General features: G+C 71.8%; 22 protein-coding genes and 1 tRNA gene. 21 read left to right on the top strand and 2 right to left on the bottom strand.

The window, feature by feature from the left end; all coding sequences use genetic code 11:
- Positions 1–212 precede the first annotated feature (212 nt).
- Genes eno through ACFYPM_RS03870 form a run of 4 tightly spaced genes read left to right on the top strand, consistent with a single transcriptional unit; the run spans position 213 to position 3,288 of the window.
- Positions 213–1,496 carry a phosphopyruvate hydratase gene (gene eno / locus ACFYPM_RS03855; RefSeq protein WP_184181511.1) on the top strand — a complete coding sequence of 428 codons (1,284 nt, stop codon included), beginning with the start codon at positions 213–215 and terminating at the stop codon, positions 1,494–1,496.
- A 31-nt stretch (positions 1,497–1,527) separates the two neighbouring features.
- A complete protein-coding gene (locus ACFYPM_RS03860) occupies positions 1,528–2,169 on the top strand; it encodes a septum formation initiator family protein (protein WP_387190960.1) in 642 nt (213 codons plus the stop codon).
- A 28-nt stretch (positions 2,170–2,197) separates the two neighbouring features.
- Entirely contained in the window at positions 2,198–2,755 is a 558-nt protein-coding gene (locus ACFYPM_RS03865; protein WP_387190962.1) for a DUF501 domain-containing protein, read from the top strand.
- Positions 2,756–2,790: 35 nt separating this feature from the next.
- Complete coding sequence (locus ACFYPM_RS03870; protein WP_357242399.1) at positions 2,791–3,288, top strand: amino-acid N-acetyltransferase; 498 nt, start codon at positions 2,791–2,793, stop codon at positions 3,286–3,288.
- 1 nt (position 3,289) lies between these two features.
- On the opposite strand, the gene ACFYPM_RS03875 is transcribed toward ACFYPM_RS03870, so the two are convergent.
- On the bottom strand, positions 3,290–4,162 hold the full coding sequence (locus ACFYPM_RS03875) for an alpha/beta hydrolase family esterase (RefSeq protein ID WP_387191468.1): 873 nt from the start codon (positions 4,160–4,162) through the stop codon (positions 3,290–3,292).
- 109 nt (positions 4,163–4,271) lie between these two features.
- Here ACFYPM_RS03875 and ACFYPM_RS03880 point away from each other — a divergent pair, with 109 nt between their 5' ends.
- The 13 genes from ACFYPM_RS03880 to ACFYPM_RS03940 all read left to right on the top strand — a co-directional run bounded on the left by ACFYPM_RS03880 (position 4,272) and on the right by ACFYPM_RS03940 (position 16,272).
- The gene (locus ACFYPM_RS03880) at positions 4,272–5,297 is read left to right on the top strand and encodes an ArsR/SmtB family transcription factor (protein WP_387190964.1); all 1,026 of its coding nucleotides are present in this window, start codon (positions 4,272–4,274) and stop codon (positions 5,295–5,297) included.
- Between the two features lie 22 nt (positions 5,298–5,319).
- On the top strand, positions 5,320–6,258 hold the full coding sequence (locus tag ACFYPM_RS03885) for an exopolyphosphatase (protein WP_387191470.1): 939 nt from the start codon (positions 5,320–5,322) through the stop codon (positions 6,256–6,258).
- A 211-nt stretch (positions 6,259–6,469) separates the two neighbouring features.
- On the top strand, positions 6,470–6,802 hold the full coding sequence (locus tag ACFYPM_RS03890) for a PadR family transcriptional regulator (RefSeq protein WP_030328782.1): 333 nt from the start codon (positions 6,470–6,472) through the stop codon (positions 6,800–6,802).
- Positions 6,799–7,866 (top strand): HAAS signaling domain-containing protein, encoded by a 1,068-nt coding sequence (locus ACFYPM_RS03895; RefSeq protein ID WP_387190966.1) that lies wholly within the window; start codon positions 6,799–6,801, stop codon positions 7,864–7,866. Before ACFYPM_RS03890 ends, ACFYPM_RS03895 begins: the two co-directional genes overlap by 4 nt.
- Positions 7,867–8,159: 293 nt before the next feature.
- Positions 8,160–8,765, top strand: coding sequence for a hypothetical protein (locus ACFYPM_RS03900; protein WP_387190968.1), 606 nt, complete (start codon positions 8,160–8,162; stop codon positions 8,763–8,765).
- A 241-nt stretch (positions 8,766–9,006) separates the two neighbouring features.
- Complete coding sequence (locus tag ACFYPM_RS03905; RefSeq protein ID WP_357572514.1) at positions 9,007–9,693, top strand: dienelactone hydrolase family protein; 687 nt, start codon at positions 9,007–9,009, stop codon at positions 9,691–9,693.
- Positions 9,686–10,426: a uracil-DNA glycosylase gene (locus ACFYPM_RS03910; RefSeq protein ID WP_387190970.1), complete on the top strand. Its 741-nt coding sequence runs from the start codon at positions 9,686–9,688 to the stop codon at positions 10,424–10,426. Before ACFYPM_RS03905 ends, ACFYPM_RS03910 begins: the two co-directional genes overlap by 8 nt.
- A gap of 21 nt (positions 10,427–10,447) precedes the next feature.
- Positions 10,448–11,230: a DUF4129 domain-containing protein gene (locus ACFYPM_RS03915; protein ID WP_387190972.1), complete on the top strand. Its 783-nt coding sequence runs from the start codon at positions 10,448–10,450 to the stop codon at positions 11,228–11,230.
- Complete coding sequence (locus tag ACFYPM_RS03920) at positions 11,227–11,811, top strand: hypothetical protein (RefSeq protein WP_387190974.1); 585 nt, start codon at positions 11,227–11,229, stop codon at positions 11,809–11,811. The genes ACFYPM_RS03915 and ACFYPM_RS03920 overlap by 4 nt, the downstream gene beginning before the upstream one ends.
- Positions 11,811–12,818, top strand: a complete 1,008-nt coding sequence (locus ACFYPM_RS03925) for an AAA family ATPase (RefSeq protein WP_387190976.1) — start codon at positions 11,811–11,813, stop codon at positions 12,816–12,818. Before ACFYPM_RS03920 ends, ACFYPM_RS03925 begins: the two co-directional genes overlap by 1 nt.
- On the top strand, positions 12,818–14,278 hold the full coding sequence (locus tag ACFYPM_RS03930) for a DUF58 domain-containing protein (protein WP_387190978.1): 1,461 nt from the start codon (positions 12,818–12,820) through the stop codon (positions 14,276–14,278). Before ACFYPM_RS03925 ends, ACFYPM_RS03930 begins: the two co-directional genes overlap by 1 nt.
- Entirely contained in the window at positions 14,278–14,838 is a 561-nt protein-coding gene (locus tag ACFYPM_RS03935) for a hypothetical protein (protein WP_387191472.1), read from the top strand. Before ACFYPM_RS03930 ends, ACFYPM_RS03935 begins: the two co-directional genes overlap by 1 nt.
- 102 nt (positions 14,839–14,940) lie before the next feature.
- Positions 14,941–16,272, top strand: a complete 1,332-nt coding sequence (locus ACFYPM_RS03940; RefSeq protein WP_357241758.1) for an NAD(P)/FAD-dependent oxidoreductase — start codon at positions 14,941–14,943, stop codon at positions 16,270–16,272.
- Positions 16,273–16,344: 72 nt separating this feature from the next.
- On the opposite strand, the gene ACFYPM_RS03945 is transcribed toward ACFYPM_RS03940, so the two are convergent.
- The gene (locus tag ACFYPM_RS03945) at positions 16,345–18,195 is read right to left on the bottom strand and encodes a hypothetical protein (protein WP_387190980.1); all 1,851 of its coding nucleotides are present in this window, start codon (positions 18,193–18,195) and stop codon (positions 16,345–16,347) included.
- Between the two features lie 101 nt (positions 18,196–18,296).
- On the opposite strand from ACFYPM_RS03945, the gene ACFYPM_RS03950 reads away from it, so the two are divergent.
- From ACFYPM_RS03950 to ACFYPM_RS03965, 4 genes are all read left to right on the top strand, one after another.
- A tRNA-Leu gene (locus tag ACFYPM_RS03950) sits at positions 18,297–18,377 on the top strand.
- A 107-nt stretch (positions 18,378–18,484) separates the two neighbouring features.
- Positions 18,485–19,300, top strand: a complete 816-nt coding sequence (locus ACFYPM_RS03955) for a Bax inhibitor-1/YccA family protein (protein WP_357241764.1) — start codon at positions 18,485–18,487, stop codon at positions 19,298–19,300.
- A gap of 184 nt (positions 19,301–19,484) precedes the next feature.
- Complete coding sequence (locus tag ACFYPM_RS03960; RefSeq protein ID WP_387190982.1) at positions 19,485–20,243, top strand: Bax inhibitor-1/YccA family protein; 759 nt, start codon at positions 19,485–19,487, stop codon at positions 20,241–20,243.
- Between the two features lie 33 nt (positions 20,244–20,276).
- The gene (locus tag ACFYPM_RS03965) at positions 20,277–20,597 is read left to right on the top strand and encodes a hypothetical protein (protein WP_387190984.1); all 321 of its coding nucleotides are present in this window, start codon (positions 20,277–20,279) and stop codon (positions 20,595–20,597) included.

A 20,597-nucleotide genomic window follows, 5' to 3' on the forward strand; every position in this document is an offset into this window, starting at 1 on the left:
ACGACCAGCCTGGTGGATCCGGTCCGCGCAGCGCAAACCGGTTGCCGGTTGACGCCCGGAAATCCGGGAATGTCCGTCACTGTGGGGCGTCTCGGGTGCGCGGGCGACGCCGTGCCCGTTCGCGCGGCCCGATACGCTGCGTTCAACACCTGCCTCAGCCGCACCGTCGCGGCCCACCCACGGACGTGATCACAACAACGAGGAGCGACTTAGTGGCAACCATCGAGGGAATCGTCGCCCGGGAGATTCTCGACTCGCGGGGCAACCCCACGGTCGAGGTCGAGGTCGGCCTGGACGACGGCACGGTCGCCCGCGCCGCCGTGCCCTCCGGCGCCTCCACCGGCGCCTTCGAGGCGATCGAGCTGCGCGACGGTGACGCCGACCGCTACCAGGGCAAGGGCGTGGAGAAGGCGGTCTCCAACGTCGAAGACAAGATCGTCGACCAGATCATCGGGTACGAGGCCAGCGAGCAGCGGCTGATCGACCAGAAGATGCTCGACATCGACGGCACCGACAGCAAGTCGGAGCTGGGCGCGAACGCCATCCTCGGGGTCTCCCTGGCGGTGGCGAAGGCCGCTGCCGGCAGCGCCGAGCTGAGCCTCTTCCGCTACCTGGGCGGCCCGAACGCGCACCTCCTGCCGGTGCCGATGATGAACATCCTCAACGGTGGCGCGCACGCCGACTCGAACGTCGACATCCAGGAGTTCATGGTCGCGCCGATCGGCGCACCCACCTTCCGCGAGGCGCTGCGCTCGGGTGCGGAGGTCTACCACGCGCTGAAGTCGGTGCTGAAGAAGAAGGGCCTGTCCACCGGGCTCGGCGACGAGGGTGGCTTCGCGCCGAACCTGCCGACCAACGCGGCAGCCCTGGACCTGATCGCCGAGGCGGTCGAGAAGGCCGGTTACCGGCTCGGCACCGACATCGTGTTCGCGCTCGACGTGGCGGCCACCGAGTTCTTCGACAACGGCACCTACACCTTCGAGGGTGCCGCGAAGTCCGCCGAGGAGATGAGCAACTACTACACCAAGCTGGCCGGTGACTACCCGATCGTGTCGATCGAGGACCCGCTGGCGGAGGACGACTGGAGTGGCTGGCAGACGCTGACCGCCTCGATCGGCGACCGGGTCCAGATCGTCGGTGACGACCTGTTCGTGACCAACCCGCAGCGCATCGCCCGCGGCATCGCGGAGAAGTCCGCGAACGCGGTCCTGGTCAAGGTCAACCAGATCGGCTCGCTGACCGAGACCCTGGACGCCGTGGACCTGGCCCACCGGGCCGGCTTCAAGTGCATGATGAGCCACCGTTCCGGCGAGACCGAGGACACCACCATCGCCGACCTGGCGGTGGCCACCGGCTGCGGCCAGATCAAGACCGGCGCGCCGGCCCGCTCGGACCGCGTCGCGAAGTACAACCAGTTGCTCCGGATCGAGGAGGAGCTGGCCGACGCGGCGCGCTACGCCGGCGCCGGCGCGTTCCCGCGCTACCGTTCGGCCTGAGCGCGCGAAGCCTCGGGGGAGGGGTGTGACGATGCAGCAGCGCCGCACACCGGGTGGTCAGCGTCCCGCCCGCCGGCCGGGTCAGTCCGGTCGGTCGGGTGGCGGCCGGGCCACCCGGGGATCGGTCCGCGAGACCGGCGTCCGCGCCGAGTCGCGCGGCACCGCTGGTCGGGCTCCGGGCGCGGCCCGGGGCACCGAGGGCGTCCGCTCCGCGAATCGTCCCGCCGCCGCTCGGCGTACTGCCGCCGGTGGCGCCGTCAAGCGGCTCACCGCACCCCACCCCCGTCGCTTCACCGGTCGGGCCACCGTGCTGTTCGCGGTGCTCATCGCGCTCGCGCTGGCCTACACCTACCCGGTCCGGGTCTACCTGGACCAGCAGGCCGACATCGAGCGGATGGAGGCCGCGCAGGCGGTGCAGGAGCAGGAGATCGCCAAGCTCGCCGCCGAGGCTGCCAACTGGAAGGACGACGAGTACATCAAGACGCAGGCCCGGGAGCGGTTCTTCATGGGTCCGCCGGGCGAGAAAATGATGGTGGTGCTGCACGACGCCGAGGGCGCCGCTCGGGACGCCGGGAAGTCGGCCGGTTCGGCCGCCCCGGCGGGACCGGCGACGTGGTACGACACGCTCTGGTCGAGCGTGCAGGCAGCCGACAGCCAGCAGCCGGGCAAGTGAGCCACCGATCAACGCACCAGGAGAGACCGTGACTGTCGTACCACCGTCGGAGCCGGCGGCGGACTCCGCACCCCTGCCGCAGCGTGAGCCGGCGACCGAGGCGGACCTGGCCGCGGTGGCCGCGCAGCTCGGCCGGACGCCCCGGGGCACCCGGGCGGTGGCCCACCGATGCCCGTGCGGACTCCCGGACGTGGTGGAGACGACTCCCCGTCTCGCCGACGGCACGCCGTTCCCCACGCTCTACTACCTGACCTGCCCCCGGGCCACCGCGGCGTGCAGCCGACTGGAGTCGGCAGGGCTGATGAAGGACATGGCGGAGCGGTTGACGACGGATCCCGAGTTGGCCGCCCACTACCGGGCCGCGCACGAGGACTACCTCACCCGCCGGGAGGCGGTCGGCGAGGTGCCCGAGATCGCCGGTATCTCGGCGGGTGGCATGCCGGGCCGGGTGAAGTGCCTGCACGTGCACCTGGGTCACGCGCTGGGTGCCGGCCCGGGCGTGAACCCGTTCGGTGACGAGACGTTGGCGCTGGTCGAGCCCTGGTGGACGGCCGGCCCGTGCGTGGACGTCCCGGCGGCCGAGTGAACGCCCCGGCCGGGTCCTCGGCGCCCGAGAGTCAGATCCTGGTGCGGCGCGCCCGCACCGGCGACGTGCGCGGCATCCGGCAGCTGGTCGACACCTACACCAACGACCGGCGGTTGCTGAGCAAGGCGACGGTCACCCTCTACGAGCAGGTGCAGGAGTTCCGGGTGGCGGTCCGCCCCGCCGACGGCGCGGTGGTCGGTTGCGGTGCGCTGCACGTCATGTGGGAGGACCTGGCCGAGATCCGTACGGTCGCGGTGGATCCGGTCTGTCGGGGCCGACGGATCGGGCACCGGCTGGTCGGCGAGCTGATCGACGCGGCCCGCGAGTTGGGGGTGGCCCGGATCTTCGTGCTCACCTTCGAGACGCGGTTCTTCGGCGCGTTCGGCTTTCAGGAGATCGACGGCGCACCGGTGCCGCAACCGGTGTACGAGCAGTTGCTGCGCTCGTACGACGAGGGTGTCGCGGAGTTCCTCGACCTGGAGCGGGTCAAACCGAACACGCTCGGCAACACGCGGATGCTGCTGCGCCTGTAGGTCAGGCCTTGCGGGGGTGCGCGGCGAAGAACTCCCACATCAGGTCGGTGGCCGACAGCCCGGCGGAGGAGTCGGCGAGCGAACCGGTCGTCGCCCCCGGCCAACTGTGGCCCATCTCGGGCAGGGTGTAGACGCTCACCTCGCTGCCGTCCTTGCAGCTCGCCAGCGTGTGCGTCACGCCCGGCACACCGGACGCCCTCGGGCTGGGCCGGCAGGAGAGCCGCTGCTGCCAGGTCTTCATGCCGGCCTGGAACGTCGAGGCGTACCGGTCCTGGCCGCCGATGAAGGTGATCACGGAGACCGGGCTCTTCGGCACGTAGGTCTCGGCCGTGGTCAGTTTTCCGCTGTACCCGCCGCTGACCGCCCCGATCGCGGCGAACTTGCCGGTGCTCTCCACCGCCGCCCGGAAGCTCATGTCGCCGCCGTTCGAGATGCCGGTGAGATAGACCCGATTCGCGTCCGCGTGCCAGGTCTGCACCAGGTGGTCGGTGAGGGCGCTGAGGAAACCGACGTCGTCCGCGTTGCCGCAGCAGATCAGCGCGTTGAAGCCGCCGGCCACCCCGTCCGGGTAGGCCACCAGCACGTTGTCCTTGTCGGCCTTGGCTTCCAGGCCGGCCAGCTCCTGGATGCCGGCGCCGCTTCCGGGATAGAAGTGCAGCGCGATGACCAGCGCGGGTGACCGGCTCGGGTCGTACCCGGGTGGTGCGTGCAGCAGGTAGGTGCGCTCCTGGCCGTTGTGGTTCAGGGTGAGGTCGTGGTCACCCGGGGCCGGGGATTCGCTGGTCGCGGAGGGCGGGGCCGGCGCGGGCCGTCCCCGCCCTCCGCAAGCCGCAACCAGGACAATGAGGCAGAGCCCCGTTAACACCGCCATCATTCGCCGCACGTCGGCCACCCCCCCCCGTAGACCCGCGGTCCACTCTGGAGGCGGCCCGCTGGTGGATCAACCCTTTCGGCCGTGGGCGAAGGGAGGCAGGCTGTCCCTCATGCTTCGTCTCCAGCTCGGGCCGGCCGACCTCTGCCGGGTGCGGTTCGCCGACCGGCTGCATCCGGTCGGCACCGCACTGCTGGCCGGTCAGTGGCTACGGGACCCGACGGTTGCGGCGTTGGCACCGGCGCTGGCCGATCGGGCGGCGACGGTCGAGCGCACGGGCACCGCACGGGCCGCCACCGCGACGCTGCGGCACCTGCTCCCCGCCCGGGGGCGCCTGCCGGACTTCGTCACCCCGTGGGCCGGCCTGGAATCGGTCGACGCCGGTCTGGAGGCGATCCGGGCCACCCCGGCAGGGCGGATCCGGGCCGAGGCCACCGCGTCGTACGCGCAGACGGCCGTCACCCCGCTGCGGCGGCGGTTCGCGGACGCCGACCCGGAGGTGTTGGGCCTGTTCGGCGGGGCCGTCCGGACCTGGTTCGACGCGGTCCTGGCACCGCTCTGGCCCGCTCTGACCGGCGCGTACCGCCAACAGGTGACCTCTGCCAGCCATCGGCTGGCGCAGCATGGCCTGGACGGCCTCTTCGCGGGGTTGCATCCGGCGATCCGGTGGCGGGAGCCAATGCTGGAGGTGCGGACGTGGTGGAGCGGGGACCTGCCCGGCACCGGCCACGGGCTGATCCTGCTGCCCTCCCCGTTGGCCGGACCCCGCCCCCGGGTGCTGGTCCAGCCCGGTTACCCGATCCTGCTCGTCTATCCGACGGTGCTGCCCGCGCTCGGGGCCACGGCCGGGGGTGATTCCCTCGGTCGACTGCTCGGCGCCACCCGGGCGCTGGTGCTGCGTCGGCTGGCGGTCGACGGCGGGATGACCACCACCGTGCTGTCCCGGGCCGTCGGGATCAGTCTCTCCTCGGCCTCGGAGCACGCCACCGCGCTGCGGTCGGCCGGTCTGGTGGCCAGCGAGCGGGAGGGTGGGGCGGTTCGGCATCACCTGACCGCGCTCGGTGCGCAGTTGTCGAGCGGCTCGTCCGAGGGGCGGCACCCCGGCCACGCTCCTGGGTGGCCGCCCGTCCTGCCGTAGGGTTGCTGCCGTGACGACGCGTGTGGCGGCCATCGACTGCGGGACCAACTCGATCCGACTGCTGGTCGCGGACCTGCCCGAGGAGTCCACCGGGGCACCGCTGACCGACCTGACCCGGCGGATGGAGATCGTCCGACTCGGCCAGGGTGTTGACCGCACCGGCCGGTTGGCGCCGGAGGCGATCGAACGGACGCGGGTGGCACTGGCGTCGTACGCGGTCGACATCGAGAAGCTGGGCGCGGAGCGGGTGCGCATGTGCGCCACCTCGGCATCCCGGGACGCCGCCAACGCCGACGACTTCACCGAGATGGTGCGGGGCACCCTCGGCGTCGCGCCGGAGGTTGTCACCGGCGACGAGGAGGCCCGGCTGTCGTTCATCGGCGCGGTGCGTGGCCTGCCGACCGACGCGAAGGAGCCGTTCCTGGTCGTCGACATCGGCGGTGGTTCCACCGAGTTCGTGGTCGGTGACCGGGCCGCGGGGGTGCGCGCGGCGATTTCGGTGGACATCGGCTGTGTGCGAATGACCGAGCGGCACCTGCCCGGCGACCCGCCGACGCCCGAGCAGGTCAGGGCGGCAGAGGCCGACATCGCGGCCGCGGTGGACCGGGCGCTCGCCGTGGTGCCCGGCCGCGAGGCGGCCACCCTGGTCGGCCTCGCCGGGTCGGTCACCACAGTGGTCGCCATCGCGCAGGGCCTGCGGGAGTACGACCCGGAGCGCATCCACCACGCCCGGGTGTCGTACGAGGCGGTCGCCCAGGTGACGGCGGACCTGCTGGGCCAGACCCGTGCGCAGCGGTTGGCGATCCCGGTGATGCACCCGGGCCGGGCCGACGTGATCGGCGCGGGAGCGCTGGTGCTCCGCGTGATCATGGAGCGGGCCGGGATGCCGTCGGTGGTGGCCTCGGAGCACGACATTCTCGACGGCATCGCCTGGAGCCTCCAGCCAACCACCGAGCGCTAAGCCGACCACCGCGCGCCAGGCCGACCACCGCGCGCCAGGCCGTGATCAACGCGCGCCAGGCCGTGATCAACTCGACTTCATTGAAGTTGCGGTGTCCGGGTCGTGTTGACAGCCCGTTCTTAAGGAAATCGAGTGGATCACGAGCGGGTGCCCCGGCGTGTCGGGGCGTAATCGTTGACGGTACTTCGCATTGCGCAGTAGTGTGCATTGCGTGGACACCACACAGTTGCTGAAGGGCGTGCTCGATATGGCCGTCCTGGCCGTGCTCCGAGAGGAGGACGGTTACGGTTACGACATCCTGCGCCGGTTGCGTGAGGCCGGCCTGGAGGAGGTCGGTGACGCCTCGGTCTACGGGACGCTGCGCCGCCTCTTCGCCGCCGGCCTGCTCACCACCTATGTCGTGCCGAGCGAGTCCGGGCCGCACCGCAAGTACTACTCACTCAACGCCGCGGGGCGCGACCAGTTGACCCGCTCCGGCAAGCTCTGGCGCTCGTTCGCCACCACCATGGACAGTCTGCTCGACGATCGGGGGATGGCGGCATGACCGTCGCGGAGCAGGAGATCTTCGACTATGTGGCGCGGGTGCGGGCCGCTCTGGCCGACCTGCCGGCCACACAACGCGACGAGCTGACCGAAGACCTCGCCGACCACCTCACCGAGGTCGCCGCCGAGGCCGAGGGCACCCTGGTCGAGCGGCTGGGCGAGCCCGAGAGGTACGCCGCCGAGCTGCGCGCCGCGGCCGGCGCCGCCCCGGGCGGCGGTGGGCGCAATCTCGACCAGCGGGTCGCCGCCGCGCTGGTCCGGCTGCGCAGCCGGCTGAGCGCGATCGACTCCCGGCTCGGTCCACCCCTGGGGTACGCGCACGCCAGCGACTTCCTCCGCCTGCTGCGCCCCGGCTGGTGGGTGCTGCGCGGCTACCTGGCGGCGATGCTTGTCACCGTGATCAGCACCGGCGGCAGCTTTGGTCTGCTGCCCCGCTTCGGTGGCGAGCTGCTGGCCGGCCTGATCATGCTCGTCGGCTTCGTCCTCGCCTCGATCTGGCTCGGTCGCCGGTCCGCCCAACTGACCCGCTGGCCACGATCAGTCGTGCAGGTGGGCAGCGCGGTGCTGGTGGTCTTCGCGCTCTTGGGACTGGTCGACGCCGAGGGTCGGCACGCCGACGACTACTACTACGACCAGACCTCGGTCGACAGCCAGTACAGCCAGGTCCGGGACGTCTTCGTCTACGACAGTGAGGGCCGGCTGGTGGAGAACGCCCGGCTCTTCGACCAGGACGGCAACCCGATCCGCCTCGGCTACCCGGACTGTGGTCCAGTCAGCGAGAACGGCAACCCGCTGCTGCGGCCGTACCCGTACTGCGTGGGCCGGGCGCCCTTCGGCCCCCGCGGTCCGGCCGGGTTCAACCCCACCGTGACGACACCGCCCGCAACCAGCACGCCGCCGGCCGGGCCGACCAGCACGCCTACGGCGGAGCCGACCAGCACGCCTACGGCGGAGCCGACCAGCACGCCACCGGCCGGGCCGACCAGCACGCCGTCGGGCGCAACGACGACCGGCGAGTCCTCGGCGGAGCCCACCACGACACCGAGTCCCACCCCCACGAGTTGAGTCACGGTGTGTGAATTGGATCATGCGGGCGAGGCTGGAAATAACTGAACGGACGAGGCGGGCGGGACGGCACCGGAAATCAATGATCGTTACGGTGTCGTCTGCTCATCCACCCCTCGGAAGGAACCCCCGTGCCAGAGCAGGTCGCACCGCAATCCGCGTCTGACGCCGCACCGGCTGAGCCGGCCGTCGGGACGCCGCAGCCGACCGAGCCGCAGGCGGCGGTGTCACGTCCGGCCGAGTCGGAGTCAGCCGAGCCGCGTGTGGCCGAGTCGAAATCGGCCGGTGCGAGTGTGCCCAAGCCGCGTGTGGCCGACCCGGAGTCGGCCGACCCGGAGTCGGCCGGGTCGGAGTCGGCCGCGTCGCGCCCGGCAGACCCGCAGTCGGCCGAGCCGGAGTCGGCCGAGCCGGAGTCGGCCGAGCCCGAGTCGGCCGAGCCGCAGTCGGCCGAGCCCGAGTCGGCCGAGCCGCAGTCGGTCGAGCCGCAGTCGGCCGAGCCGGAGGTGAAGAAGTTCGGTGCGATGAAGGTCCTCGGCATCGTCGGCGCGATCCTCGCGGTCGCCGTCGTCGCCGGCCTGAAGTTCGGTGTCGTCTCGGCGATCGGCAACGTCATCAACAAGGACGAGACGGCTGCCGCCAGGGCCGGTGACTGTATCGCCAAGTTGCCCGAGGTCACCGGCACCAAGGAGGAGAAGGTGACCGACGCCAGGATCGTCGGGTGCACCTCCACCGAGGCGGTGTACAACGTGGTCGGTCGGGTCGACGACCAGACCCAGGCCCAGGCCAGGGCCGGCACGGCCTGCGAGCAGTACTTCAAGCCGGACGAAGAGGGTTACATCTACTCCACCATCCTGCCCGGCAAGACGGGCTACGTGCTCTGCCTGACCAAGAAGGCCTGACCACGAAGGCGTGACCAAGAAGGCCTGACCACGAAGGCCTGAACACAGCGGTGGATCGGCATCGACGGCGGCGGGGAACCCACCCCGCCGCCGTCGGCGTATCCGGAGTCACCGGGGGGCGAACAGGAGGTGAATGCCACTGTTCCGGCGTCTTCCCGGCGGCGGCGCGGCATGGCAGGCTACCGGCACTGGAACCACTGGGCGACCAGCCAACGATGACTGACCGCTAGGAGGACGGCCCATGGGTGAAATGGTGACCTACCGCAGCAACGGGGGTACGAGCGAGGGGTATCTCGCGATACCCGCCAGTGGTTTGGCCAGCCCCGCCGTCATCGTCATCCAGGAGTGGTGGGGTCTGGTTCCGCACATCCGGTCGGTCGCGGAGCGGTTCGCCGAAGCCGGCTTCGTCGCTCTCGCCCCGGACTTCTATCACGGTGAGACGACAAGTGAGCCGGACGAGGCGCAGCGACTGCTGATGGCGATGCGGATGGACGAGGCGGCGAAGGACATCGCCGGCGCGGCCGACTATCTCGCCGGACGGCCGGAGGTCACCGGTAAGGTCGGCGCCGTGGGCTTCTGCGCTGGTGGCAGCCTCGCCCTCTGGTCGGCCACCGTCTCCGAGCGGATCGTCGCGACCGCCGGTTTCTACCCGGTGCTGCCGTGGGAGTCGATGCGCCCCGACTGGGCCGACTACGCCGGCAAGGCCGCGGTCGTCCACTGCTCCGAAGAGGACGGCACCTCGGCCGCCGAGGGTGTGCAGACCGCCCGCCGGGCCATCGAGGAGGCCGGCGGCGACTGCCACCTCTACGACTACCCGGGCACCTCACACGCCTTCTTCAACGACGACCGACCGGAGGCGTTCGACCAGCGTGCCGCCGCCAGCGCATGGGCCCGCACCCTGGAACTCTTCCGGGCCAAGCTTGGCTGAGCCCCGTACCCCCGAGCAGGTGGTCGCCCGCGCAGCGCGGGCGACCGACCTGGCCGACCTGGACGCGGCGGTGAGCGACTGTTTCGCCTGCCCCCGGTTGGTCCGGTGGCGGGAGGAGGTCGCCCGCACCCGCCGGGCTGCCTTCCGCGACCAGGAGTACTGGGGTCGCCCGGTGCCGGGCTTCGGCACCGGGGACGCCCGGATCGCCGTACTCGGGCTGGCACCCGCCGCACACGGCGGCAACCGCACGGGCCGGATCTTCACCGGTGACCGGTCCGGTGACGTGCTGTTCGCCGCGCTGCACCGGGCCGGGCTGGCCAACCAACCGACAAGCGTCGCCGCCGACGACGGGCTCGCCCTGCGGGACCTGCGGATCTTCTCAGCCGTCCGTTGTGCACCTCCGGACAACAAACCGACCCCGCCCGAGCGGGACAACTGCGCGCCCTGGCTGCACCGCGAGGTCACGCTGATCCAGCCCACGCTGCGTGTCGTCGTCGCGCTTGGCGCGTTCGCCTGGGCCTCGTGGTGGCCGGTGCTTCACGAGGTGTACGGGCAGCGCCCGCCCAGCCCGCGACCGCGGTTCGGTCATGGGGCACACTGGTCCGGCACGGCCGCTCCGGACTTGCTCGGCTGCTACCACGTCAGTCAGCAGAACACCTTCACCGGGCGGCTGACACCAAAGATGCTGGACGACGTCTTCGGCCAGGCTAAGCAGCTGGCCGGGGTGGACTGAGACGCGCGTGGGGTGGTGGCGATGACCGACGGAACACGCGCCCCCACTTCGTTGCCGGCCGCCGAGCCGGGGGTGTCGCGCTCCGCGCTCGGTCTGCTTCGCCGGTGGTGGCCGGTCGCCGCGGTCGCCGCACTGCTCGCCGGTGCCGCGCTGGCGTCGGGGCACTCGTCGATCGGGGCCAGCCGGATCCCGCCAGCCGCGGAGAACGTCCCGTGGGTGCCCGAGTACCCGACCGCCGAGCCGTCGCGGTCCAAACCGGTCGAGCCACGCACTGCCGGTGAGGCCACCCAGGCACACATCCCGGAGTGGGTCGCCACCGTGGCGATGGTCCTGCTCGGGCTGGCCATCCTCGCCGCCCTCGGTTACCTGTCCTGGATCCTGATCCGGGGCGCACTGAAACGCACCACCCGGGCCCTGCCGGCGCAGCGGGCCCGGCGTACCGCCGAGGGCACCGCCCGGGAGGTGGTCGCCGCCCTCGACGCCGGCCTGGTGGAACTCGACGACACCGACACCGACCCCCGGGTGGCGGTGATCGCCTGCTGGGTGCGCCTGGAGGAGGCCGCCGCCGCGGCCGGTGTGCCTCGGCTCGCCGGGGACACCCCCACCGACCTGGTCAGCCGGCTGCTGCACGGTGACCCGGCGGCCGGGGTTCCGGCGATCGTCAGCACCGAGGTGCTGGCTGAGTTCGCGCACGTCTACCGGGAGGCCCGCTACGCCACCCGCCCGGTCGACGAACGCACCCGCGACCAGGCCCGCGCCGCTCTTCGTCGGCTGCGCGGAGAGCTCACGGCGGTGGTCGCATGAGCAGCACCAGCATCGACGACCTGCTCGCGTTCGACGAGGAGGCGGCGCCGGCCGCCCCACAGGCGCGCCCTTCCCGGTGGCGTCCGGTGCTGCGCTCGCTCGTGTGGGCCGCCGCGGTGGTCGCGGTGTTGCTCGTCGGCCTCCGCGCAGTCGGTCTCCAGGTCTCGCTGCCCGTACTCATCGCCGGGGTGCTCGCCGTGCTGGGGGTCCGCCGGATCACCGCGCTGCTCGCGCCGCCACCCCCGCCGCCGCCGGCTCGTCGGGCCGGTACGGGTGAAGAGGACGGCAGCTACAACTGGGCAACCCGGGACGCGCTGCGTGGCGCGATCAACCAGTGGGAACGGCCGCTGGACTGGTCCTCGAACCGACCCGAACGTTTCACCGGGGTGGTCCTGCCCCGGATCGGTGAACTGGCCGACGAGCGGATGCGCCTGAAGCACGGCGTCACCCGCGAGTCGGACCCGGCCCGCGCCCGTGTCCTGCTGGGTGACCGGCTGTGGACGTTCCTGGAGACCCCGCCTCGCCGCACTCCGTCGCCACGCGACCTCGCGGTGATCGTCGCCGAACTGGAGAAGATCTGATGAACGACGTGGACCGGAGCATTTCCCCCGCCGAGGTCGGCCACCTGGCTCGGGCGGTCCTGGACGCGGTCGGCACCGTCGTGGTCGGCAAGCGGGACGCGTTGGAGTTGGTCCTCGCCGGCATCCTGGCGGGTGGCCACGTGCTGCTGGAAGATCTGCCGGGGCTGGGCAAGACGCTCACAGCTCGCTCGTTCGCCCAGGCGCTGGGCCTGGACTTCCGCCGGTTGCAGTTCACCCCCGACCTGCTCCCCGCCGACGTCACCGGCTCGTTCCTGTACGACCAGCGCAACGGCGACTTCACCTTCCGGGCCGGGCCGGTCTTCACCAACCTGCTGCTCGCCGACGAGATCAACCGGACGCCGCCAAAGACGCAGTCCGCCCTGCTGGAGGCGATGCAGGAGAAGCAGGTCTCGGTGGAGGGGGTGACCTACAAGCTGGACGAGCCGTTCCACGTGCTGGCCACCGCCAACCCGATCGAGTACGAGGGCACGTACCCGCTGCCCGAGGCCCAGCTGGACCGGTTCCTGCTGCGGGTCTCCTTCGGTTACCCGCAGCCCGAGGAGGAGTGGGAGGTGCTCCGCCGCCGGATGAGCCGTCGCCGCGAGGAGGCGGACATCAAGCCGGTGGTCGACGCCGCCACGCTGCGGGCCATGCAGGCCGCCCTGGAGGACGTGGTGGTGGAGGACTCCATCGGCCGCTACATCGTCTCTCTCACCGCGGCCACCCGGGAGCACCCGTCGGTGCTGGTTGGCGCCTCGCCGCGCGGATCGTTGGCGCTGCTGCTGCTGGCCCGGGTCCGCGCGGTGTTCGGCGGACGGGACTACGTGGTGCCGGAGGACGTCAAGGAGGTGGCCGCTCCCGCCCTGGCCCACCGGATCACCCTGCGCCCGGAGATGTGGTTGCGCCGGGTCGACCCGGCGTTCGTGGTCGGCGAGGTGCTGGAGGCCACTCCCGCTCCGGCGAGTGGCGCGCTGCCCAGCTACGCCGCGGGCGGGCCTCGGCACTGATGACCGGACCGACCGTGCCGATGGCCACCGAGCCGGAACCGGCTGCCGGCTGGGCACCCACCCGGGCGCTCGGCCGGGCGGTGCTGCTCGCCGGCCTGCTGCTGGTGGCGGGGGTGCTGCTGGGGCGGGTCGACCTGATCGTGCTGGCCGCCCCGTTCGCGCTGGGCACCGCGTACGCGCTACGCCGGCGGCCCACGGCGCTGCCGCAGGTGTGGATCAGCCAGGATGAGGACGGGCCGCTGGTCGAGGGCGGCGACGTGACGGCGGCGGTGAGCGTCGGCAACCCGGACAGCGTCGACTACGACCTGGTGGTGGTGCGTTCCCGCGTGTCGCCGTGGCTGCGCATCGCCCGGGCCGGTTTCGCCCGGGACGGGGCCGAAGACGACGTGCCGTCCGCCGCCGCGACGCCGGCCGACGGTGGGGCTCCGGCCAACGGTGGGGCTCCGGCCAGCGGCAGGGGCCGTTCCATCGCCGACCGGCCGTTCGTCACAGCGGTGCCCACCGGGACGGTGGCGGATCTGGAACTCGCCGGGCGCGCCGTGCGCTGGGGTCGGCATCCGGTGGGACCGGCCGGTGCGCGGGTGGCCACGGCGGGCGGTCTGCTGGTCTCCCGGGCGGTGCTCACCGAGCCGGTACGGGTGCGGGTGTACCCGCGCACCGAGCCGTTCGAGGCTGTCGAGGCCATGCCCCGCGCCGCCGGGCTGGTCGGAGCGCACCACTCCCGCCGGCCCGGCGAGGGCGGCGAGCTGGCCGGCGTGCGGATCTTCGCCCCGGGGGACCGGCTACGCCGCATCGACTGGCGGGTGTCGTTGCGCGCCCGGCAGCTGCACGTGGCAGCCACGCTTTCCGACCGCGACGCGGAGGTGGTGGTGCTGCTCGACGTGCTCGCCGAGGCTGGCCGTTCCGGTGGGGTGAGCGGCGCCGCCTCGGTGCTGGACACCACGGTCCGGGCCACGGCCGCGATCGCGGAGCACTACCTGCACCGCGGCGACCGGGTCTCCCTGCTGGAGTACGGGCCGGGAGCTCGCCGGCTGCGTCCGGCCGCCGGGCGTCGGCAGTACCTGACCGTTCTGGAGTGGCTGCTCGACGTGCACGTCCATCCGTCCTCGCACGAGCCGTACGACCAGGTTTTCGGCCCGCAACTGCTCTCCTCGGACGCGCTCGTGGTGGTGTTGACTCCGCTGCTGGACGAACGGTCGGCGCAGATGCTCGCCCGGCTGGCCCGCGCCGGGCGGTTCGTGGTGGCCGTCGACACACTGCCGACCGACCTGGCGTCACCGAAGGACCTGGGCTGGGCCGAGGTGGCGTACCGGCTGTGGCGCCTGGACCGGGAGGTCATGATCGGGCAGCTCCGGGAGCACGGCGTACCTGTGGTGCGCTGGGCCGGTGCCGGCAGCCTGGACCAGGTGTTGCGGGACGTGGCCCGGTTGGCGACGGCGCCGAGGGTTGGTGGCAGATGATCGACGCGGTGACCGGGCGGGTTCGGGCCGCCCAGAACGCGGTGGCCCGCATCAGTGTCACCCCGCTGCTGGTTCGGGCCGGGATCTTCCTCATCGTGTTTGCCGGGTTCGTCCTGGCCTTCCCCTCCGAGGTGCTTTCCGGCCGGCAGCTCCTCTTTCTGGCGGTCACCGCGCTGCTTCCCGCTCTCGGTCCGCGCCGGGTCTGGGCGGTCTTCACGGCGTTGGTCACGGTCGGCGGTTGGCTGCTCGCCACCGACGGGTACGGCCGCCCGGTCGCCCTCTGGCGGCTGCTCGCCGTCGCCGCCCTGCTCTACCTGTCGCACACCCTCTGCGCGCTGGCCGCACTGTTGCCCTATGACGCGGTGGTGGACCCCGCGCTGATCAGCCGGTGGTTGTTGCGGGCCGGCGGCGTCCTGCTGGGCACCGCGGTGCTGGGGGTGCTGTTGTTGCAGGCCGCGGGCATGGGTGGGGAGGCCGGATATCAGTGGGTGACCCTGCTGGGGCTGCTGCTGGCCGTGGGGACGGCGGCGTTGCTGGGCTGGCTGCTGCGACGGCGGTGACCGCTGCGACGTGAGGGTTACGCAGGTCACACGGGTTGTGCTCCGTCACAGATGGGGGCCGCGAGCGGCATTACCTGAGCCGGCCGGGGAAAGATAGACAACGTGAATCCGAAGCGGATCCTTGTGGTGGGTGCCGGGCACGTCGGTCTGTACGCGGCGCTGCGCCTGTCGAAGAAGCTCAGCTCCCGTGAGGCTGAGGTCATGGTGGTGGACCCCCAGCCGCACATGACCTATCAGCCGTTCCTGCCCGAGGCCGCGGCGGGCAACATCTCCCCACGGCACTCCGTGGTGCCGCTGCGCCGGGAGTTGAAGCGGTGCAAGATGGTTGCCGGCACGGTCACGCGGATCGAACACGACCGCAAGGTGGCCACCGTCCAGCCGATCAGCGGCCCGGCCCGGGAGATCACCTACGACCACGTGGTCGTGGCCCCGGGGTCGGTCTCCCGCACCCTGCCGATCCCCGGTCTGCACGAGCAGGGCATCGGGTTCAAGACCATCGGTGAGGCGATCTACCTGCGCAACCACGTCCTCGACCGGCTCGACGTGGCGGCCGCCACGGCCGACGCGGACGTCCGACGGTCGGCGCTGACCTTCACCTTCGTCGGCGGTGGGTACGCCGGCATCGAGGCGCTCGCCGAGATGGAGGACATGGCCCGTGACGCCCTGCGCTACTACCCGGAGCTGAACCAGGACGAGGTTCGCTGGGTGCTGGTCGAGGCGACCCAGCGGGTGCTGCCCGAGGTCGACCGGGACATGGGCGCGTACACCGTCCAGCAGCTGATGAAGCGCAACATGGACATCCGGCTTGACACCCGGCTTGAGTCCTGCGTCGACGGGGTGGTCAAGCTCTCCGACGGTGACAGCTTCCGGTCCGACACGATCGTGTGGACCGCTGGCGTGAAGCCGTCGCCGATGCTGGACGCGACCGACTTCCCGCGCGACGACCGTCGGCGGATCACCTGCCTGCCCACCCTTCAGGTGGTCGACGGTGACCAGGTGGTCGAGGGCGCGTGGAGCGCCGGTGACTGCGCCGCCGTGCCCGACCTCACCAAGGAGCCGGGCAACTTCTGCTCGCCGAGCGCCCAGCACGCCGTGCGTCAGGCCGCCCGGATGGCCGACAACATCGTGGCAGTGGTCCGGGGCCGCGAGCCGGTCAACTACAAGCACAAGCACGTCGGCAGCGTCGCGAGCCTCGGTCTGCACAAGGGCGTCGCCCAGGTGTACGGCATCAAGATGACCGGCTGGCCGGCCTGGGTCATGCACCGGACGTACCACATGAGCCGGATCCCGTCGTTCAACCGCAAGGTCCGGGTCGTGGTGGACTGGTCGTTGGCGTTCTTCCTCAAGCGTGAGGTGGTCGCCCTGGGGCAGTTGCACGACCCGCGCGAGGAGTTCGTCGAGGCGTCCCAGCCGGTCGGTGCCCCCCGCGTCTGACCCGATCACGCACGAGGAAGGCCCCCTCACCGGTTCCGGTGGGAGGGGCCTTTCTTGGTGCGACGGCGGTGGTCAGACCCGCCAGATCCAGGCGTCGGCCATCCGGGTCGCCGGGCCGTAGAGCTGCTCGAGGGTGTTTCGCAGGCTCTCCGCGTGGGGGGCGTCGTCGGCCAGCGCTACGCACGATGCGCCCCAGAAGTCCGCGTCCACGGTGGCCTGCCGGCGCTGCTCCTCGCCGATGGCCGGTTGGTCACCACGTCGGGCGACGTCCGCCAACAGGGCGGACGTGGGCTGCTTGAAGGTGCCCATCGCCGCGTTGCCGCGCCGCCCGTACGGACCGATGAAGAATCCCTCGGGCAGGCTGAAGGCGGCGTTGGCGGCCGAGGCCCAGCGCATCGGCCCGGGTTCCTTGGGCGTGGGCAGCGGCACCGGAACCAACACCCCACCGGGTGGCACGCACTGCCGCCAGTGGCCGCCGGTGACGAACTCCGGCACGGCGGGCCGTTCGGTGGTCGGCAGGGGAGTGGGGAAGATCGGCAGCAGTGCCGCGCCGACGGCCAGGGGCACCAGCCGTCGGGCCCGACCGGTGCCGCGCAGAGCCCGGTCGACAGCCAGCACGAGCAGCGTCGCGACGATCGGCAGCAACGCCAACGCGAACCGCATCGGCAGCGCGCCGTCCACCACCGGCAGCCCGCCGATCAGGGCGTACGGGCCGGGAATCGCGGTCCTGGTGCCACCGAGCACCACCTCGGGGCCGAGCGAGAGCGCACCCATCACCAGGCCCGCCACGACGCACGCGAAGACCAACCGTCGATGCCGCCCGGCCCAGATCGCGCAGGCCACGGTGACCAGCAGGAGGGGCCAGCCGAGGAAGGTGTTGTACTCGGCCGGACCGGTGGTCAGCCGGGCCGCCTCGGCGCTGCCGGCCACCGACAACGGGGAGACCGCCCACCAGCTGCTCAGGTCGGCGGAGAAGTAGGCCGGGGTGAACATGCCGTCGGCAACCCCCTGCGGGCCGGCGAACTGGAACCACAGCGGATAACCGAGCACCAGCACGGACAGCCCGGCGGCGATGGCCAGCCCACCGGCGAAGCCGGGCAGCACCCGCCGGGCCAGGTCCCGGTCCGCCACGGCGTAGCTGATCAACATCACCAGCAGCGTGACGGCGGCGAGGAAGAGCACCTCCTCACCGATGAACACCTGCGCGCTGACCGCGCCGGCCAGCCCGGCCGCCGAGGTGACCATCCGTCGGCGATCCGGGCCGCCGGGTCGGGTCCGTCCGGTCTCGGGCGGTGTCACCGGCCCCGGGTCGGCCGCCCGCAGTAGCCGGACCACCAGCCAGACGATCACCGGTACCAGCCACTGGGCGGTCATGTGCAGGTGGCTGTTGGTCTGCGAGACCATGCCGGGACCGAAGCCGCACAGGCCACCGCCGAGCGCGGCGGCGAGCCGGCGGGCGCGCAGCATCCGGTGCAGCAGCAGGTACCAGGCGACAGCGGTGCCGGCGAGGTTGGCGGCGGCGAGGAGCGCGAAGCTGACAGGTGCGCCCAGCAGCAGGGTGACCGGCGCGACGACGATGCCGAGCGCGATCACCGTGGTGTTGGCCATCAGGTTGACGCCGTCGGGCGCGTTGAGCCGCTCGGTGAGCAGGTCGAAGTCCCCGAGCAGCGCGCGGGCGTCGACCGCCAGGAACCATTCGTAGAGGGTCTGGTCCTCCGGGTTGAGCGCCAGGGTGCGGCCGGCTGGATCGGGCCACAGCCCGTGGGTGAGCCACCCGGCGAGCGCCACCCAGGCCAGAGCGACGAGCAGATCCGCCCGGTGTCGGTGGACGGTGGCCAGCAGGCGGGCCGCCCGAGGCCGGCGGTCGCCCTGACGGTCGAGGCGGAAGGCCTGCTCAGGGGCCGTGGGGGCTGCGCTGCTCACGGCACCGACCCTAATGTGGCCAGCCCTGCTGGGTACGTCAGGTCGCCGCTAACCGGTTACGGTGACACTGCACCTCGCGTGTCGACGCGCCGGTGCCACCCGCCCGGGTGGTGGAAAGGCAGACACGGCCGCCTTAAAAGCGGCTGCCGCAAGGCGTGCGGGTTCGACCCCCGCCCCGGGCACCCCCCAGCTCGACACATTCTCATTCGTGATCACCAGGACTTGGCCGTGCCGTCTACTCTTGAAGGGCACGTTCACGTGCAAACGACCCCCTGAGGGAGGCCAGACAGTGAAGACCTCGAACCCGGTGCTCGCCCGGCTCGGCCAGGCGGCCGAGCGGGAGCGTTCCGCCGGGTACGCCCCGGCCGGGCCGTACGGACAGCCCGGCATTCCCCAGCAGTACCCGTCCCAGGCCGGTTACCCGGCCGCGCCGCCCACCGTGGCGCCGATGACTGTCGACGACGTCGTCGTCAAGACCGTCGCCCTGCTCGGCATCCTCGGCATCACCGCCGCGGCAGCCTGGGTGCTCGTGCCCGACGCGCTCGTCGGCACCGCCTGGATCGGCGCGGCAGTGGTCGGGCTGGTCCTCGGTTTGATCATCTCGTTCTCCCGGATGGCCAACCCGGCCCTCGTCATCGCGTACGCGGTCGTCGAGGGTGTCTTCGTCGGCATGGTCAGCAAGGCGTTCGAGACGCTCTACGACGGCATCGTGCTCCAGGCGGCGGTGGCCAGCTTCGGCATCTTCTTCCTGATGGCGATGCTCTACCGGGCGAAGGTCATCCGGGCCACCCCGGCATTCGTCAAGGGCATGATCGCGGCAATGGTCGGCCTCTTCGCCGTCATGATGATCAACCTGGTGCTGGCGCTGTTCGGCGTCAACACCGGCCTGCGCGACGGCAGCCCGCTGGCCATCGGCTTCAGCCTGGTCTGCATCGTGGTCGCCTCGCTGAGCTTCGTGCTCAGCTTCAAGGAGATCGAGGACGGCGTCCGGATGGGCCTGCCGCAGCGCTACTCCTGGGTGGCCGCGTTCGGCATCCTGGTCAGCCTGGTCTGGCTCTACATCGAGATCCTGCGCCTGCTGAGCTACTTCCAGGGCGACGACTGACCTCGTCCGCACTGCCGACCGGCGCCCGCTCCCGCTTCGGCGGGGGCGGGCGCCGTCGTCAGCGCCGTTTTCCCGCCGCCGTCGGTCCGCCCGGGGCAGAGTGACTGCGAGGGCTGGTGTCGAAGCCTCGGCTCGACCGAGCTTCGACACAACCCCTGGGGGTACACGGGCGAAGGAGGCGGCGGTGCGCAGCAACAACCCGGTGCTCAACCGGCTGGACGAGACCGGCCGGGTCGAAGCCCGGGTGCTCGGCGCCCGCGACGTCGAGCCGATGACTGTCGACGACGTGGTGACCCGTACCGTCGGGTTGCTGCTGGTCACCGGTGTGGCGGCGGCGGTGTCCTGGGCGGTGATCCCGGACGCGGCCTGGCTCGGCGCCGCGCTGGCCGGCAGCGCGCTCGCCTCGATCGCGCTGGTCCTGGTCATCTCGTTGCGGGGCATCACCAACCCGGTGCCGATCGTCGGCTACGCCGTGCTCCAGGGCCTGCTGCTCGGGGTGGCGAGCCGCACCTTCGAGCAGGTCTACCCGGGCATCGTGGTGCAGGCGGTGGCCGGCACGTTCGGCGTCTTCCTCGGCATGGCGGCGCTCTACCGGGCCCGGGTGATCCGGGCGACGCCCCGGCTGGCCCGCCTGGTGATCGGGACGTTGCTCGGGATCGCCGTGCTCAGCGTGGTCAACCTGGTGTCGTACCTGATCTCCGGCCAGCCTGGTCTGGCGGTCTACAGCGTCAGTGGTCAGGTGGGCTGGCTGCCGTACGCCTTCTCGGTGGTGGCCATCATCGCCGGGGCGTTCAGTTTCATCCTGGACTTCGACCTCGTCGAGCGCTCGGTACGCGACGGTCGCCCCCGCCGGTACGCGTGGCTGAGCGCGTTCGGCCTGCTCACCGGTCTGGTCTTTCTCTACTGGCAACTGCTGCGGCTGCTCAGCTACCTGCGTCGCTGACCGGCGCGCCGGTCAGCCGTAGACTCGGCGGCGATGAGCGCAGCGGAGTTGGAAGAGGCCGTGCGGTTGCTGGTCGGTCAGGTCGGGCACTGGCAGCAGCCGCGCTGGGCGGCCGTCGCGACGACCGGCAACGTGCCCCGCGCCGACCTGGTGCACCGGTTGGTGCAGGAGATCGCCAACCTGGCCGCCGACGCCGAGGGCACACCGCGCCGGAGCGTGCCCCGCCTGGACAACGACCTGGCGCTGCCCGACCAGTTGCGGGTGGTGACGGCCGACCTGCGGGCCGCCGAAGCCGGCGACGAGGTGTTGGCGCGGGCCGCCGCCGAGGTGACGGCGACCCGCAGCGCGCTCTGA

The sequence above is a fragment of the Micromonospora sp. NPDC005203 genome, assembly GCF_042872705.1.
Classification (GTDB): Bacteria; Actinomycetota; Actinomycetes; order Mycobacteriales; family Micromonosporaceae; genus Micromonospora.